General features: G+C 71.2%; 12 protein-coding genes and 1 pseudogene. All 13 read left to right on the top strand.

Annotated features, from left to right (window positions below):
- The first annotated feature begins 193 nt into the window (after positions 1-193).
- The gene (locus tag STRTUCAR8_RS39065) at positions 194-1357 is read left to right on the top strand and encodes an ROK family transcriptional regulator (protein WP_044473649.1); all 1164 of its coding nucleotides are present in this window, start codon (positions 194-196) and stop codon (positions 1355-1357) included.
- 92 nt (positions 1358-1449) lie between these two features.
- Positions 1450-2787 carry an ABC transporter substrate-binding protein gene (locus STRTUCAR8_RS39070; RefSeq protein WP_006381884.1) on the top strand — a complete coding sequence of 446 codons (1338 nt, stop codon included), beginning with the start codon at positions 1450-1452 and terminating at the stop codon, positions 2785-2787.
- A gap of 2 nt (positions 2788-2789) precedes the next feature.
- Entirely contained in the window at positions 2790-3734 is a 945-nt protein-coding gene (locus STRTUCAR8_RS39075; protein ID WP_044473647.1) for a carbohydrate ABC transporter permease, read from the top strand.
- Between the two features lies 1 nt (position 3735).
- Positions 3736-4632, top strand: a complete 897-nt coding sequence (locus STRTUCAR8_RS39080) for a carbohydrate ABC transporter permease (RefSeq protein WP_044473648.1) — start codon at positions 3736-3738, stop codon at positions 4630-4632.
- Positions 4633-4639: 7 nt separating this feature from the next.
- Positions 4640-5905 (top strand): 6-phospho-beta-glucosidase, encoded by a 1266-nt coding sequence (locus tag STRTUCAR8_RS39085; protein ID WP_006381891.1) that lies wholly within the window; start codon positions 4640-4642, stop codon positions 5903-5905.
- Positions 5896-6867, top strand: coding sequence for an N-acetylglucosamine kinase (locus STRTUCAR8_RS39090; RefSeq protein ID WP_006381897.1), 972 nt, complete (start codon positions 5896-5898; stop codon positions 6865-6867). The genes STRTUCAR8_RS39085 and STRTUCAR8_RS39090 overlap by 10 nt, the downstream gene beginning before the upstream one ends.
- 217 nt (positions 6868-7084) lie before the next feature.
- A complete protein-coding gene (locus tag STRTUCAR8_RS39095; protein ID WP_100247761.1) occupies positions 7085-8575 on the top strand; it encodes a hypothetical protein in 1491 nt (496 codons plus the stop codon).
- 49 nt (positions 8576-8624) lie between these two features.
- Positions 8625-9704 carry a glutamate ABC transporter substrate-binding protein gene (locus STRTUCAR8_RS39100; RefSeq protein WP_234372465.1) on the top strand — a complete coding sequence of 360 codons (1080 nt, stop codon included), beginning with the start codon at positions 8625-8627 and terminating at the stop codon, positions 9702-9704.
- Between the two features lie 63 nt (positions 9705-9767).
- A complete protein-coding gene (locus tag STRTUCAR8_RS39105) occupies positions 9768-11093 on the top strand; it encodes a hypothetical protein (RefSeq protein ID WP_006381889.1) in 1326 nt (441 codons plus the stop codon).
- Entirely contained in the window at positions 11093-13627 is a 2535-nt protein-coding gene (locus STRTUCAR8_RS39115) for a serine/threonine-protein kinase (protein ID WP_006381883.1), read from the top strand. The genes STRTUCAR8_RS39105 and STRTUCAR8_RS39115 overlap by 1 nt, the downstream gene beginning before the upstream one ends.
- Positions 13628-15028, top strand: a complete 1401-nt coding sequence (locus STRTUCAR8_RS39120; RefSeq protein ID WP_006381887.1) for a PP2C family protein-serine/threonine phosphatase — start codon at positions 13628-13630, stop codon at positions 15026-15028.
- Between the two features lie 103 nt (positions 15029-15131).
- Positions 15132-16478, top strand: coding sequence for a vWA domain-containing protein (locus STRTUCAR8_RS39125; RefSeq protein WP_006381892.1), 1347 nt, complete (start codon positions 15132-15134; stop codon positions 16476-16478).
- A 41-nt stretch (positions 16479-16519) separates the two neighbouring features.
- A pseudogene (locus tag STRTUCAR8_RS50780) lies at positions 16520-17228 on the top strand (FHA domain-containing protein); the annotation flags it as partial.

Genomic DNA, 17228 nt, shown 5'->3' on the forward strand with positions numbered 1-17228 from the left:
CTCTCTCATTGCCCCGTCATTGCCCCTTGACGTCCCCCTTGGTCCGGTTCTATCTTCTCGCCATCCGATAGGAAACCTTCCTAACAGTAGTCGGGGTTGTGAAAAGCTAGGCACGGAAAGGCAGGTGCAGAGCCCCGTGACAGGTACCGCAGGAACCGCAGGCACGCCCGGCACTCCCCGCGTCCTGCGCGCCATGAACGACCGGGCGGCCCTGGACCTCCTGCTGGAGCACGGCCCTCTGTCCCGCACCCGGATCGGCAAGCTCACCGGTCTCTCCAAGCCGACCGCCTCACAGCTCCTCGCCCGCCTGGAAGCGGCGGGCCTCGTGCTGGCGACCGGCACCACCGAGGGCCGGCCCGGCCCGAACGCCCAGTTGTACGAGGTCAACGCGACCGCCGCGTACGCCGCCGGGCTCGACGTCACCCCCGAACGCGTCCTCGCCGCGGTCGCCGACATCACCGGCCGGACCGTGGGCGAGTACGAACTGCCCACCCCCGGCAAACGCCCCGCCCGGCCCGTCGTCCGGCAGGTCACCGACGCCCTCGACGGTGCCGTCAAGGCGGCGGGGCTGGCCCGTGCCGATCTCCGGCGGCTCGTCATCGGGACGCCGGGCGCCTTCGACCCGGGCACCGGCCGGCTGCGCTACGCCTCCCACCTCCCGGGCTGGCACTCCCCGGCCCTCCTCGACGAACTCGCCGCCGCGCTCCCGATGCCGGTGGAGTACGAGAACGACGTGAACCTCGTCGCCATCGCCGAACAACGGCTCGGCGCGGCCAGAGGGCACGACGACTTCGTGCTCCTGTGGAACGAGGGCGGACTCGGCGCCGCACTCGTCCTCGGCGGCCGGCTGCACCGCGGCTGGACCGGCGGCGCCGGCGAGGTCGGCTTCCTGCCCGTGCCGGGCACACCCCTCGTCCGGCAGGTCAGCAGGACCGGCAGCGGCGGCTACCAGGAGCTGGCCGGTTCACAGATCATCCCCCGGCTCGCCCGCGAGCTGGGCATCAGCCCCGTCCCCGAGGGCCCGTACGCCGAGGTCGCCGCAGCCCTCGTCGCCCAGGCCGCCGACATCAACGCGGGCCCCCACCGGCGGCTCCTCGAAACGTACGCGACCGGCCTGGCCACCGGTCTGGCCTCGCTCGTCTCCGTCCTCGACCCCGAACTCGTCGTCCTCAGCGGCGCCTCCCTGACCGCGGGCGGCGAACCCCTGCGCGGTCTGGTCCAGGCCGAGCTGGAGGAACTGGCCGCGGCCCGGCCCCGGCTGCTCGTGGGCGACGTACGCGAACACCCCGTGCTGCGGGGCGCGTTGGAGAGCGCCCTCGCGACCACCCGCGACGAGGTCTTCGACACCTCCCGCTGAGCCGCCCTCCCCCCGCACTTCCTGCCTCACCCGCACGTCTTCACCCTCACCAGTCCCCTGCCCTGCCACGCCCTTCCCTGGGAGACCTCGCCATGCCCGGAATATCAAGAAAAGTCGCCTCCGCCCTCGCCGTGACCGCCTCGACAGCCCTGCTCGCCACGGCCTGTACGGGGCAGTCCTCCTCGGGCACCCAGGACGACGCCACCAAGGACACGACCATCACCTTCTGGCACGCCTGGAGCGCGCCGAACGAGGTGGCGGGCGTGAAGGCGCTGATCGCCGGCTTCGAGAAGGCCCACCCGAACATCCATGTGAACGTCGTCGGCAACATGACCGACGACAAGATGAACCAGGCGCTGCGCGCGGGCGGCAGCAAGGCGCCGGACGTGATCTCGTCGTTCACCACCAACGGCGTCGGCAAGTTCTGCTCGTCGGGCGCGCTGGTCGACCTGAACCCGCTCTTCAAGAAGTCGGGCATCGATCCGGCGACGACCTTCCCGAAGGCGATGAGCGGGTACACCCAGTTCGACGGCAACCGCTGCGCCGTCCCGCTGCTCGGCGACGCGTACGGCCTCTACTACAACAAGACCGCCTTCAAGAAGGCCGGCATCACCAGCCCGCCCAAGACCTGGTCCGAGTTCGAGGCCGACGCCAAGAAGCTGACGATCGCCAAGGGCGACACCTACTCCCAGCTCGGCTTCATGCCGAACTACCACGGCTGGGAGACGACCACCGAGCACTACATGGGCCAGTTCGGGCCGACGTACTTCGACGCGTCCGGCAAGTCGACGGTCGCCACCGACCCGGCTGTCGCCGACGCCTTCGCCGTACAGAAGAAGCTGGTCGACGACCTCGGCGGCTTCAAGAAGCTGGAGAAGTTCCGCTCCGGTCTCGGTGACGAGTGGGGCCCCAAGCACCCGTTCCAGACCGGCCAGGTGGCCATGCAGCTCGACGGCGAATGGCGCCTCGGTATGGCACTGGACGCGAAGCCCGACTTCGAGATCGGCGTCGCCCCGCTGCCCGTGCCCGACGACCAGGCCGACCAGTACGGCAAGGGCTACATCACCGGCACCATCGCGGGCATCGCCGCCACCAGCCAGAAGCAGAACGCGGCCTGGGAGCTGGTCAAGTACATCACCACGGACACGGACGCGGTGGTCGGCTTCTCCAACGCGATCCACAACGTGCCCTCCACACTCGCGGCGCTGAAGTCCCCGAAGCTGAAGTACGACCCGCGCTTCAAGACCTTCCTCGACATCGCCGCGAACCCCAACTCCTCCACCTCCCCGGCCTCGATCAACGGCGGCGTCTACCTCACCACCATCCAGGAGCTCGGCTACGACTACGAGAGCGGCAAGGTCACAGACCTGAAGGCGGGCCTGAAGAAGGCCGCGGCGCAGATCGACACGGACATCGCGCAGGCGAAGTGACCATGGCCGCCACCTACACCCTGCGGGCGAAGCACCGGCGTTCGAGGCTGCGCACCCTCGCCTTCCTCTCGCCCTGGCTGATCGGTTTCACGGTCTTCTTCGCGTACCCGATGATCTCCACGGTCTACTTCTCGTTCATGCACTACGACGGCTTCAAGCCGCCGACCTGGGTCGGGACGAAGAACTGGAAGTACGTCTTCGAGTCCTACCCCTTCTTCTGGCCCGCCCTGCGCAACACCCTGTGGCTGGTCGTGATCATGGTGACCCTCCGCGTCCTGTTCGGACTCGGGATCGGGATGCTCATCACGAAGATCAAGACGGGTACGGGCGTCTTCCGCACCCTCTTCTACCTGCCCTACCTCGCCCCGCCGGTGGCCGCGACCATGGCGTTCGCGTTCCTCCTCAACCCCGGTACGGGCCCGGTCAACTCCATACTGGAGAAGATCGGCATCCCGGCGCCGGGATGGTTCAACGACCCCACCTGGTCGAAGCCGGCGCTCACGCTGATGTTCCTGTGGGGTGTCGGCGACCTGATGGTCATCTTCATGGCCGCGCTGCTCGACGTACCGAAGGAGCAGTACGAGGCGGCGGAACTGGACGGCGCCTCGGCGTGGCAGCGGTTCCGTTTCGTCACGCTGCCGAACATCTCGCCGATCATCATGTTCGCGGTCGTTACCGGCGTCATCGCGGCGATGCAGTGCTACACCCAGCCACTCGTGGCCGGAAAGGTCGCCTCGGGTGTGATCCAGGGCGCGGGCACCATGTTCCAGCCCGGCTACCCCGAGCACTCCACGCTCACCCTCCCCCAACTCGTCTACAACCTCGGCTTCCAGCGCTTCGACTACGGCTCCGCCTGTGTCGTCGCCCTGGTGCTGTTCGCCCTGTCGATGGCGTTCACCGCGCTGTTGATGCGGCGCCGGGGCGGTCTCATCCAGGCAGGTGACTGAAATGACCCAACTACTGGAACGGTCGCCGGTGGAACTGAAGGTCCCCGCCACGCCGGCCGAGCGCACGGCCCGCCGCAAAGCCTTCCTGGAATGGATCGCGGTCCACTCCCTCGGTGTCGCGGCGGCCCTCTTCTTCACCCTGCCCTTCGTGTTCGTGTTCCTGACCTCGCTGATGAGCGACTCACAGGCACTCAGCCGGGACCTCATCCCGCACACCTGGGAGTGGTCCAACTACCGCGAGGTCTTCGACACCCCGGGCTTTCTGACCTGGTGGAAGAACACCCTGATCTACGCCGGCCTCGGCACCGTCCTGACCGTCGTGTCGTCGGTCCCCGTGGCGTACGCGCTCGCCAAGTTCCGCTTCCGGGGCCGGAATCTGACGCTCATGCTGGTGATCTCGATGATGATGCTGCCTCCCCAGGTGGTCGTCATCCCGATGTACCTGTTCTGGGCGAAGCAGCTGGACCTGTCCGGCACACTCTGGCCGATGATCATCCCGCTGGCGTTCGGCGACGCGTTCTCGATCTTCCTGCTGCGCCAGTTCCTGATGACCATCCCGGGCGAGTACGTGGACGCCGCGAAGGTGGACGGCTGCGGCGATCTGCGCACCCTGCTGAGGGTCATCCTGCCGATGGCGAAGCCCGGGATCGCCGCCATCGCCCTGTTCCAGTTCTTCAACGCCTGGAACGACTACTTCGGCCCCCAGATCTACGCCTCCGAGAACCCGGGCGCGTGGACGCTGAGTTACGGCCTGGAGTCCTTCAAGGGGGCCCACCACACCGACTGGAACCTCACCATGGCGGCCACCGTGCTGGTCCTGGCCCCTGTGCTCCTCGTCTTCTTCTTCGCCCAGAAGGCGTTCGTCGAAGGCGTCACTCTCACCGGCGTAAAGGGTTGATCCTGCTATGAAACTCACCGTGGTCGGCGGCGGATCGACCTACACCCCCGAACTCATCGACGGTTTCGCGCGGTTGCGGGACACCCTGCCCATAGAGGAGCTGGTGCTCGTCGACCCGGCCGCCGAACGGCTGGAGCTGGTCGGCGGGCTCGCCCGGCGCATCTTCGCCAAGCAGGGCCACGAAGGAAGGATCACCACCACCGACGACCTGGACAAGGGTGTCGAGGGCGCCGACGCCGTCCTGCTCCAACTCCGCGTCGGTGGCCAGGCAGCCAGGCAGCAGGACGAGACATGGCCGCTGGAGTGCGGCTGCGTCGGCCAGGAGACGACCGGCGCCGGCGGCCTCGCCAAGGCGCTGCGTACGGTGCCGGTCGTCCTGGACATCGCCGAGCGGGTCCGGCGGACCAACCCGGACGCCTGGATCATCGACTTCACCAACCCGGTGGGCATCGTCACCCGGGCCCTGCTCCAGGCGGGCCACAAGGCGGTCGGCCTGTGCAACGTGGCGATCGGCTTCCAGCGGAAGTTCGCCGCCCTGCTGGGGGTGACGCCGGCCGACATCCACCTCGACCACGTGGGCCTCAACCACCTCACCTGGGAGACCGGCGTCCGCCTGCGCGGCCCCGAGGGCGAGGACGTCCTCCCCCGGCTGTTGACCGAGTACGGCGACCGGATCGCCGACGACCTGCGTCTTCCGCGTACGGTCCTCGACCGTCTGGAGACGGTCCCGTCCTACTACCTGCGCTACTACTACGCCCACGACAGCGTCGTACGCGAACTACGCACCAAGCCCTCCCGGGCGGCCGAGGTGGCGGCCATGGAGGAGGAACTGCTGCGGATGTACGGCGATCCGGCCCTGGACGAGAAACCGGAGCTGCTCGCGAAGCGCGGCGGCGCCTTCTACTCGGAGGCGGCGGTGGATCTCGCCGCGTCGCTGCTGGGCGGGGGCGGCAGTCCCTACCAGGTGGTGAACACGTACAACAAGGGAACGCTGCCCTTCCTGCCGGACGACGCCGTCATCGAGACGCAGGCGGCGGTGGGCCGGACGGGGGCCACTCCCCTGGCCGTCCCGGCTGTCGACCCCCTGTACGCGGGGCTGATCGCCAACGTCACCGCCTACGAGGAACTGGCCCTGGAGGCCGCGCTGCACGGCGGGCGCGACCGGGTCTTCCGGGCGCTGCTCGCGCATCCGCTGGTCGGCCAGTACGACTACGCGGACACTCTGACCGACACCCTGATCGCGCACAACCGGGAGCATCTCGCGTGGGCATGACCGCACACGTCCTCGCCGTCGACGCCGGCAACAGCAAGACCGACGTGGCGGTGGTCGCGGCCGACGGGGAGGTGCTGGCCACGGCGCGGGGCGGGGGGTTCCGGCCGCCGGCCGACGGACTGGACGTCGCGGTCTCCGGGCTGGCCGACGCCGTCGCCGAGGCCTTCACCGCCGCCGGGGTCAGTGCCGTCGACCGGGTCTCGGCGTGTCTGGCGAACGCCGACTTCCCCGTGGAGGAACGGCAGTTCGCCGCCGCGCTGCACGCACGCGCGTGGGGCGCGAGTGTCGACGTACGCAACGACACCTTCGCGATCCTGCGGGCCGGGATCACCGAGCCGCGCGGGGTCGCCGTCGTCTGCGGCGCGGGCATCAACTGCGTGGGGATGACCCCGGACGGCCGCACCGCCCGCTTCCCCGCGCTGGGGCGGGTCTCCGGCGACTGGGGCGGGGGCTGGGGCCTGGCGGAGGAGGCCATGTGGCACGCGGCGCGGGCGGAGGACGGCCGGGGCGGTCCGACGGCCCTGATGTCCGCCCTGCCCGCCCACTTCGGGCTCACCTCCATGTACGCGCTCATCGAGGCCCTGCATCTGGGGGGCGTCGACAACGCGCGGCGTCATGAGCTGACGCCGGTGCTGTTCGCCACGGCGGCGGACGGTGACCCGGTCGCGTGTGCGCTGGTGGACCGGCTGGCGGACGAGGTGGTGGCCATGGCCGCGGTCGCGCTCGGCCGCCTCGGTCTCCTCGAAGAGGAGACCCCGGTGCTGCTGGGCGGTGGCGTACTGGCGGCCCAGCACGCCCGGTTGACGGACCGCGTCACCGAACTGCTCGCCGCCCGGGCGCCCAAGGCGGTCGCCCGGGTGGTGACGGCACGGCCCGTGCTGGGGGCGGCGCTGCTGGGCCTCGATCACACGAACGCCCCGGCGGAGGCGCATGCGCGCGTACGGCGCTTCTACGAGGTCTGACCAGCTTCGTACGGGAACCGAACAGATTCCTCCGGCGTATTCATGGGCAGAGGGGTGGTGCGGGGAGCGCGTGTATGTCCGAATACGGGGCAGCGCGCCCCGGCACCACACCACCGCACTGCGACACAACGCTGCCGCTTTGCGATCCGATCAAGATCCAGTCAAGGTCGGTGCGGATTGTCAGTGCCGGGGGCGATACTGGCGGTGACGGATGACCATGGGGGAGGTCACAGTGACAGCTACGAGCAGTGCGGCACCACCGACACCCGATTCGCCGGACGGACCCGGCACGTCAGGCGTGTCCGGGACGCCCGCGGCCTCGGCCCTGCCCGCCATCCCCTCGCAGGGAGGCAGGGGTTCCGCTCCCGGCGTCCCCCAGCCCCCGCGCCGCACGGCCTTCGCCGAGGGTGTCGACCAGTTGCGGGCCGCCGCGACGACCGAGCCCGGGCGGCTGCGGATCATCGGCGCCCTCCTCGCCGCGCTCGTCGTCGCGTTCGGTGCCGTCACCGCCTGGCAGATGACCGACCGGTCGTCCGCCGCGGACGACGTGCTGCACAACAGCCAGCCCCTCAGTTCCGCGGCGGCGGACATCTACAGCTCCCTCGCGGACGCCAACACCGCCGCGTCCAGCGGTTTCCTGGCCGGCGGTGACGAGACGGCGACCTCCCGCGCGCGCTACCAGGAGGACATCCGCAAGGCCGCCGCGAAGCTCTCCGCCGCCGCGACCAACTCCGAACCGGACTCCGAGTCCGCGACGACGATCGCCGACCTCAACAAGCTGCTGTCGGTGTACACGGGCTACATCGAGCGGGCCCGCGCCAACAACCGGCTGGGCTTCCCGGTCGGCGGCTCGTACCTGCGGCTGGCGAACGAGACGATGCAGGACCAGATGCTCCCGCGGGCGGAGAAGCTCTACGCCAAGGAGAACCAGCGGCTGGGCTCCGACTACGCGGACGCGACCTCGTACCCCTGGGCGGCGATCGGTCTCGGCGTCGTCGTGCTCGGCGCCCTCGTGTGGACCCAGCGGCGCAACTACCGGCGTACGAACCGGGTGCTGAACCACGGTCTGGTCGCGGCGACGGCCACCGCGACGATCGTCATGCTGTGGCTGGTCGCCGGGCAGAGTCTCGCCCGCTCGGGGCTGAACGACTCCTACGACCACGGCATCCGCTCACTGAACGTGCTGCACGACGCCCGGATCGCTTCCCTCAAGGCCCGCGGCAACGAGAATTTGACGCTGGTGGCACGCGGCGCGGAGACGGTCGAACTGCCCGACGGCGAGGTCGTCGACGCGTACGACCACGACTTCGAGGGCGACATGAGCGCGCTCGGCAAGGGTCTCGCCGTGGCCGAGCGGCTCGCCGACGACCAGGCGGGCAAGAAGCCGGTCACGTCGGCCGTCGGCGGTATGAAGGAGTGGAAGACGCGCCACGACGAGGCGCAGGCGGAGTACGAGTCGGGTGACTTCCAGCAGGCGCTCGCCCGCGTCATAGGCGACAAGAGCGACAAGCCGACCGGCGAGTGCTTCGACGCCGTGGACGGCGCGCTGAAGACGGCGATCGGACATGAGCAGACGGAGTTCCAGCAGGCGGCCATGGACGGCCGGGACGCGATGACCGGCCTCCCTGTGGGCGCCGCCGGCCTCGCCGTGCTGGGCGCGGCGGGCGCGGTGCTCGGCATCGGGCGCAGGCTGTCGGAGTACCGCTGATGCGGTACGAAGGGTTCGGGCGATGAGGGCGACGAGAGGGGGCGTGACGATGAACGCACAGTGGCTTGCGCGCGGTCCGCGCACCGGTCTCCAGGTCCTGCGGGCCGGTCTCCGGGCTCTGCGGGCCGGACTGCGGGGCTGGGGCGGTGTGGGGGCGATGGCGGCCGTCTGCGCCCTCGCGGTGGCCTTCGCGCTGCTGCTCCCGCTGACGACGTCGCACGGCGACGGCAGTACGGGCACGGGCGGCCAAGGGGTCGCCGAGGGCGTTCAGGTGAGGGCGGCGGCGGACTGCGTGAACCCGCAGGACCGGAGCCCGGCGCCCTCCTCGCTGGACGGGACGACGATCGAGAAGATCAAGGCCCGGAAGGACCGGCGGCTGATCGTCGGCGTCGACCAGAACAGCTACCGCTGGGGCTACCGCGATCCGAACGGCGGCAAGCAGGCGGAGCTGGAGGGCTTCGACATCGACCTGGTCCACCGGATCGCCAAGGACATCCTCGGCGACGAGAACGCGGTCCAGTTCAAGGCCATCCCGACCAACCAGCGCATCCCGGCCATCAAGAACGGCCGCGTCGACATGATCGTCCGCACGATGACGATCACCTGCAAGCGCCTGGACGACGTGTCGTTCTCCGCGCCGTACTTCCTCACCGGGCAGCAGGTCCTCGCGCCCAAGAGCTCCACGATCAAGGGGTACGACAAGACGCTCGACGGCAAGCGGATCTGCTCGGCGACCGGCTCCACGGCGCTCGAGAAGCTGACGGCGGACAAGGCGGCGAAGAAGCCCGCGGTCGCCACCGCCGACATCAGGACGAAGGTCCCCAGCCAGCTCGACTGTCTCGTCCGGCTCCAACTCGGCCAGGTGGACGCGGTGGTGACCGACGGCGCGCTCGCCGCGAGCCAGGCGGCCCAGGACCCGACGGTGGAACTGAAGGGCGGCACCTTCACCACCGACTACTACGGCGTGGCGGTGAAGAAGGGCGCGAACGACCTGGCGGCACGGGTCAATCGCATACTGGAGCAGTACCGCCAGGACGGCGGCTGGCAGGCGTCGTACGACAAGTGGCTGTCGCCGACTCTCGGCAGCGACTCGGAGTCGGCGAAGCCGCCGGTGCCCCGCTACAAGTGACGTTCACCGACCGACCGAAGAGCCGACCGAACGAGCCAACCACACGAGTAGTCGAGGTGATCGATGGGCGTCACGGGAGCCACCGGGCCGGTGATGGACCGGGACGAGGTGGACCGTGCGCTGGCGCGGCTCGGCGCGGAGCACGAGGCGATCGAGACCTCGCTCCTCGCCCTCCAGGACCACGCGGGCCGCAGACTCCTCGAAGGCGCCGAGCTCACCGGCACGACCAAGGAGCGCTGGACGGCCGCGGACGCGTCGATCACGCTGCTGTGGGCGTACTTCGACGCGTACTCGGACACGTTCCGCTCCGCCCGTGACATCCGTTCGCGCCGCCGCTGGTCCAGCCGCGAGGACCTGGTGGAGCTGACGGAGCTGCTGCGCGGCGAGTGCGTCACGGTCGCGGGCAGCGCCACGGCGACGGCCAACGCGCCCACTCTGCACGGCACCGGGAAGCTCAGCCAGCTGTTCTCGCTGGCCGGCCTGGTGGAGCGGATGAACGAGCTGTACGCGACGTCGCTGGACATGGTCGTCACCTCCGACGCGGTCTGGTCGGCCCTGCCCGCGCGGATAGATTTACTGGCCGCGGAGCTGCAGCGCACCCGCCAGCTGGCGCACTCCGTGGGCGTACGCCCCGGCGAGCACCCGGCGGGCGACGACCTGGAGCGCATCACACGCACCCTGACCGCCCTGCGCGAGCGGGTGATCTCCGACCCGCTGGCGTTCTGGCTGCCCGCGCAGGGCAGTTCGGCGCCCGGCGGCGGCCGTCCGGACACCACGGTGTACGACCGTGAGGCGCGCGCCCTGGAGGACGTGCGCCGGGAGATCGACGCCGTGCTCACGGTCCGCCAGGACGCGGAGGCGCGGCTCGTGAAGCTGCGCGACGTGCTGTCCAGGGCGGACCGCACGCTCGCCGAGGCGCGCAGCGCGCGCGGTGAGGTGCTGGCGAAGATCGCCGCGTCGGAGGTGCCCGCCGTGAGCGGGCCGCCCACGGCGTTGCAGGAACAGCTGTCGATGGCCTCCGAGTACCGCAGACACGCCCAGTGGCACCGTCTCTCGCCGCTCCTGGAGTCGCTGGAGGCCAAGGCGGAGGACGAACTGATGCGGGCCCGTGAGTCGTTGACGGCTGTCACCCAGCCGCTGGCGGTCCGCGCGGAGCTGCGCGGCCGGCTCGACGCGTACAAGGCGAAGGTCGCCCGGCACGGTTTCGCGGAGGATCCGCTGCTGATCGAGCGGTACGACGCGGCGCGCCGCATGCTGTGGAGCGCGCCCTGCGACCTGCGGGTCGCGGAGCAGGCCGTGCTGCGTTACCAGCAGGCCGCCGCCGAGTACTTCGGCGGCCCGCGGGTGCCCGGCCAGGCCGGACCCAGTGACCGGAGGGGGGACTACTGATGACCGAGTCCGAACAGCAGAAGTGCCAGCGGCCCGACTGCGAGGGCGGTTACGAGGACATGGGCGGCGGTGAGCTGTACTGCGACACGTGCGGACTCGCGCCGGTCGTGTCCAGCGGCATGGTCGGTTCGCCGTCCACCGGGGTCGCCGGGAGCGGCAGGCGGGGCTCGGGGGGCGGGAGTTCGTCCTCGAACAGCTCGCGTGCCTCGACCCGTACGTCCCGCACGTCCCGTTCCTCGCAGTCCCGCCGCTCGGTCTCCGGCCGGTTGTCGCGGTCCCTGTCGGGGAAGTCGACCGGCCGCTCGGTGTCGGTGCGCAGCTCGGGTTCGACCGCCGGGTCGACCGGGCGCGGCCGGCTCGGTGCGGGCCTGGTCGAGGTGCCGGGGGTGCCGCGGCCCGACCCGCGCTCGATGGTGCTGGAGAACCCGGAGGTGCCCGAGCGCAAGCGGTTCTGCTCGCGCTCCGACTGCGGGGTGCCGGTGGGACGGGCGCGCGGCGAGGGGCGGCCGGGACGTACGGAGGGGTTCTGCACGAAGTGCGGGCACCCGTACTCCTTCGCGCCCAAGCTGCACACCGGTGACATCGTGCGCGGCCAGTACGAGGTGGTGGGCTGTCTGGCGCACGGCGGCCTCGGCTGGGTCTACCTCGCCGTGGACCGCGCGGTGTCGGACCAGTGGGTGGTCCTGAAGGGGCTGCTGGACACCGGTGACCAGGACGCGATGGCGGCGGCGATCTCCGAGCGGCGCTTCCTCGCGGAGACCGTGCACGCCAACATCGTGCGGATCTACAACTTCGTCGAGCACCTCGACCAGCGCACGGGCTCGCTCGACGGCTACATCGTCATGGAGTACGTGGGCGGCAAGTCGCTGAAGGAGATCGCCAACGACCGCCGCACCCCGGCCGGGAAGCGGGACCCGCTGCCGGTGGAGCAGGCCTGCGCGTACGGCATCGAGGCGCTTGAGGCGCTCGGTTATCTGCACAGCCGCAACCTGCTGTACTGCGACTTCAAGGTCGACAACGCGATCCAGACCGAGGACCAGCTGAAGCTGATCGACATGGGCGCGGTCCGCAGGGTGGACGACGACGAGTCGGCCATCTACGGCACGGTCGGCTACCAGGCGCCGGAGGTCGCGGAGGTCGGCCCGTCGGTGGCGTCCGACCTGTACACGGTCGCGCGCACGCTCGCCGTCATGACGTTCGACTTCCAGGGCTACACGAACGTGTTCGTGGACTCCCTGCCCGACCCCGACCACATCGAGGTCTTCCGCCAGTACGAGTCGTTCTACCGGCTCCTGGTCCGCGCCACCGATCCCGACCCGGCGCGCCGGTTCGCGTCCGCGCAGGAGATGTCCGAGCAGCTGACGGGCGTACTGCGCGAGGTCGTGTCGCTCCAGACGGGCCGGGCCAGACCCGCGCTGTCGACGCTGTTCGGGCCCGAGGTGAAGGTCACGGACGCGGAGTTGTTCCCGGCGCTGGACGGGGAGGTGTCGCGGCTGGGAGCACGTGTGACGGCGCCCCGGAAGAAGTCCTCGGCGCAGGCCGCTCCCGCCCTCACAGGGGCCACCAGGGCGCTCGGCGGAACCCCGCGTCTCGTGAAGGCCATCGACGCCGGTGCGGCCGCGCTCGCGCTGCCCGTGCCCCGCGTGGACCCGACCGACCCCAACGCGGGTTTCCTGGCAGGCCTGTTGGCGTCGGCGGCCGGGGAGCTGATCGCCGCCCTCGCGGTGGTGCCGGCGCAGTCGACGGAGACCCGGCTGCGGGAGGTGCGGGCCCGGCTGGAGAACGGGGACGCCGCGACCGCCCTGGAGTCGCTGGTCGAGCTGGGGCAGGACCGGCCCGACGACTGGCGGGTGGTCTGGTACCAAGGCGTGGCCGCGCTGGTGACGGGTGATCACGAGGGCGCCGCGCTGTCGTTCGACGCGATCTACGACGCCTTCCCGGGCGAGAGTCCGCCCAAGCTGGCTCTCGGGCTGTGCGCGGAGGTGCTCGGACAGCTCGACAACGCCGCCGAGTACTACCGGCTGGTGTGGACGACCGACCCGAGCTATGTGAGCGCCGCGTTCGGGCTGGCCCGCGTCCAGCTGGCGGCGGGCGACCGCCGTGGCGCCGTGAAGACACTGGAGTCGGTCCCGGAGTCCTCGATCCACTACACGGCGGCCCGTGTGGCGGCCGTACGGGCGCGGTTGCGGCAGCGGACCGCCGTCGCCGCGGACGTGCCGTTCCTGGACGATCTGATCGCGTCCGCCGGGCAGGTGGAGGCGCTCGCCGGGTACGGTCTGGACGCGGTCCGGCGGGAGCGGCTGTCGGCGGAAGTCCTCGGCTGCGCGCTGGACTGGATACTCTCCCAGGACCAGGTTTCCGCCCCTCCGGCCGTCGGGGGGCGGGTGCTGCTCGGCAGCGACCTGGACGAGCGTGGTCTGCGTTTCGGGCTGGAGCGCTCGTACCGGACGCTTGCCCGGCTCGCGCAGGGCGGCGAGGAGAGGATCGACCTGGTGGAACGAGCCAACCGTTACCGCCCCCGGACGTGGGTGTAGTTGATGTCCCAGATGCCCGAGCCGGCCCGGCCGACCGCCCTGTCCCGGTGCCCGAGCTGCGAGGAGCCGATCGAATCGGACGACCGGTTCTGCGGCGCGTGCGGGTACGACCTGTCGGCCGTGCCCCCGCGCCCCGGTGACTTTCCGACCCTCACCCTGAGCGGCGCCCTCGCGTCCGCGCCGCACCCGCCTCCGGAGGCCGCTTCCGTGGACTGGCCCCACGCGCCCGAGACCACCAGCTCCGGCACGCCCGCGCCGGTTCACCTGGCGACCGACCTCCGGGGCACCGACTCGGGCGAGACCCCGCTCCCGCCGGTTCCGGGCCGGCCGCCGGTGCCCGCGCCGCCGACCACCGGTCCGCCGGTCCCTCCGGTCCCTCCGTCCACGGGTGTCCGGTTCGACCGGGCCGCCGGCGGTGAGCCCGACGAGTACCCGCTCCAGGCGCCCGCCCCGCGCGCCGCCGAGACGGCGACGCCGCCGGCCGGCACCAAGGTGTGCGTGGCCTGCCGGGCCGGGCGGGTCGACGACGACGGCTACTGCGAGAACTGCGGGCACGCCCAGCCACGGGAGCGCGACCACATGGAGGACGAGGTAGGACCGCTCGCCGCGGTCACCGACCGGGGTCTGCGCCACCACCGCAACGAGGACGCGTACGCGATCTCGCACACCACGCTGCCCAACCGCACGCCCGCGCTGGTCGCGATCGTCTGCGACGGCGTCTCCTCGGCGACCCGCCCCGACGAGGCCTCGCTGGCCGCGTCCCGGGCGGCCGGCGACTCGCTGATGGCGGCCCTGCCCCAGGGCACCCACCCCCAGCAGGCGATGCACGACGCGATCCTCGCCGCCTCGCACGCCGTGAACGCGCTGGCGGACGAGCCCGCCGGGGCCCGCGAGCACGCCCCGCACCAGAACTCCCCGGCCTGCACCCTGGTGGGCTGCGTCGTCACCCCGTCCCTGCTGGTCGTCGGCTGGGTCGGCGACAGCCGCGCCTACTGGGTCCCGCTGGACCGCTCCACCGCCCCGGCCAGGCTCACCGAGGACGACTCGTGGGCCGCGCAGATGGTCGCGGCGGGCCTGATGAACGAGGCGGAGGCGTACGCCGACGAGCGGGCCCACGCCATCACGGGCTGGCTCGGCGCGGACGCGTACGAACTGGAGCCGCACACCGCGTCCTTCAAGCCGGACCGGCCGGGCGTGGTGGTGGTCTGCACGGACGGGCTGTGGAACTACGCGGAGTCCGCGGACGAGCTGGCCGAGGTCCTCCCGCAGGATGCCGCCTCGCGTCCGCTGCACGCCGCCCAGGTTCTCCTCGGGCACGCCCTGGACGGTGGGGGCCACGACAACGTAACAGTGGCCGTCGTGCCGTTCCCCGCCCCGTCGCAGGGGGCAGGATCGGCCTGAGGGCACTGACGACGGGGGTGCCCCCAGGAGGACCGGAGGGGACCGGTCCGCATACAGTCACTGCTCCACGGATGTGGGGTTCACGAGGGGGAGCGAAGCAGGCATGGCCAATTTCTCGAAGTCGAACGTGCCGCAGTTCTCGGTGGACGTCTACCAGAACGAGTACCTGCCCGACGGCGGCCGTGAGGTCAGCGCGATCGTGACGGTCACCGCGACCGGCGGCGGCACGGTCGGCACCGCGGTCGCGGCACCCCACCTCTACTCACCGGGCCAGGGACCGGACGCGGCTGTGGCGATCATGGTCGACTGCTCCGGCTCGATGGACTACCCGCCGACCAAGATGCGGGGTGCCCGGGAGGCGACGGCCGCCGCGATCGACGCGGTCCGCGACGGTGTGCACTTCACGGTGATCGACGGCACGCACGTCGCCAGGGAGGTCTACCCGGGCGGCGGTCGGCTCGCGGTCGCCGACGCCACCACCCGTGAGCAGGCCAAGCAGGCACTGCGCCGGCTGACCGCGGGCGGCGGCACGGCCATCGGCACCTGGCTGCGTCTCGCCGACCGGCTGCTGTCCTCGTCCGAGGTCGCCATCCGGCACGGCATCCTCCTCACCGACGGTCGCAACGAGCACGAGTCGCCGGAGGACCTGAAGGCCGCCCTGGACTCCTGCGCCGGCCGCTTCACCTGCGACGCACGCGGTGTGGGCACCGACTGGGAGGTCAAGGAGGTCACCGCGATCGCCTCCGCGCTGCTCGGCACCTCCGACATCGTCGCCGACCCGGCCGGCCTCGCCGCCGACTTCACGCAGATGATGGAGACGGCGATGGGCAAGGAGGTCGCGGACGTCGCCCTCAGGCTGTGGACCCCGGTCGGCACGGAGATCAAGTTCGTCAAGCAGGTGGCGCCCACCGTCGAGGAGCTGACCGACCGCCGCACGGAGGCCGGTCCGCGCGCCGGTGACTACCCCACCGGTTCCTGGGGCGACGAGTCGCGCGACTACCACGTGTGCGTGCAGGTGCCCTCCGCCGGGCTGGGCCAGGAGATGCTGGCCGCCCGGGTCTCGCTGGTGATCCCGCAGCCCGACGGCAGCGCCCAGAACCTCGGCGCGCAGGGCCTCGTACGGGCCGTGTGGACCGACGACATGGCGGCCTCGACGTCGATCAATCCCCAGGTCGCGCACTACACAGGTCAGGCCGAACTGGCACAGGTCATCCAGCAGGGGCTGGATGCGCGCAAAGCGGGTGATGTCGACGGTGCAACGGCCAAGCTGGGACGAGCCGTTCAGCTCGCCAGTGCCTCCGGAAACGCGGATACTGCGAAACTGCTTGCGAAGGTGGTGGACGTGGTCGACGCCGCGGCAGGTACTGTGCGACTGAAGGCGAAGGTCGAAGAGGCCGACGAGATGACACTCGAAACACGGTCCACAAAGACTGTTCGTGTAAAGAAGTAACTGAACAAAACGTAGCGAAGAGGAGAGGGGGAAGAGCCGACATGCCGACCTGCCCGAACGGACACCAGTCGGGTTCCGACGACTGGTGCGAGGTCTGCGGTCACCGCATGGCCGGTGCCGTGCCCCCGCCCCCGCCGCCACCTCCGGCGCCCGGTTACGCCTACCCGCCGCCCGGGTCCGCCACCGGGGCGCCCGGCAGCCGCTCGCACCTGTCCGCCGTACCGGACGCCGAGCAGGAGCTGTGCCCGCAGTGCCGCACCCCGCGTGAGGGGGGCGCTCCGTTCTGCGAGGAGTGCCGGTGGAACTTCCTGACGAACACGGCGACCTCGTACACCCCGGCCGCCCCGCGCCCGCCGGCGCCCGGACCGGGCCAGGGGTACGGAGGGGGCCCCGGTGGCGCGGGCCCCGGCCAGCGCTTCCAGCCTCCGCCGCCCAGCCCGGCGGGACCGTCCTACGGCGGCAGCGGTGACGGGTACGACTACCAGAGCTCGCGCCCGTCGCAGATCAACCGCCCCGCCGAGCCGATCCCGCCCTTCGGCGGAGACCCGTCCCGCCCGGTCCCCCCGCCGCCCGGCCCCACCCCTGGTGGCCCCGGAGGCCCCGGTGGCCCTGGTGGTACGTCACCCGGCGGCCCGCAGGGTTACCAGCCCGCCGGCCCCGGACCCGGCGGATCGCAGGGATACCCGCCTCCCGGTCCCGCCGTCACCTCCGGCGGGCCCCAGGGATACCAGCCGCCCGGTGGCGCCCCGC

It is taken from the genome of Streptomyces turgidiscabies Car8 (genome assembly GCF_000331005.1).
GTDB classification, from domain to species: domain Bacteria; phylum Actinomycetota; class Actinomycetes; order Streptomycetales; family Streptomycetaceae; genus Streptomyces; species Streptomyces turgidiscabies.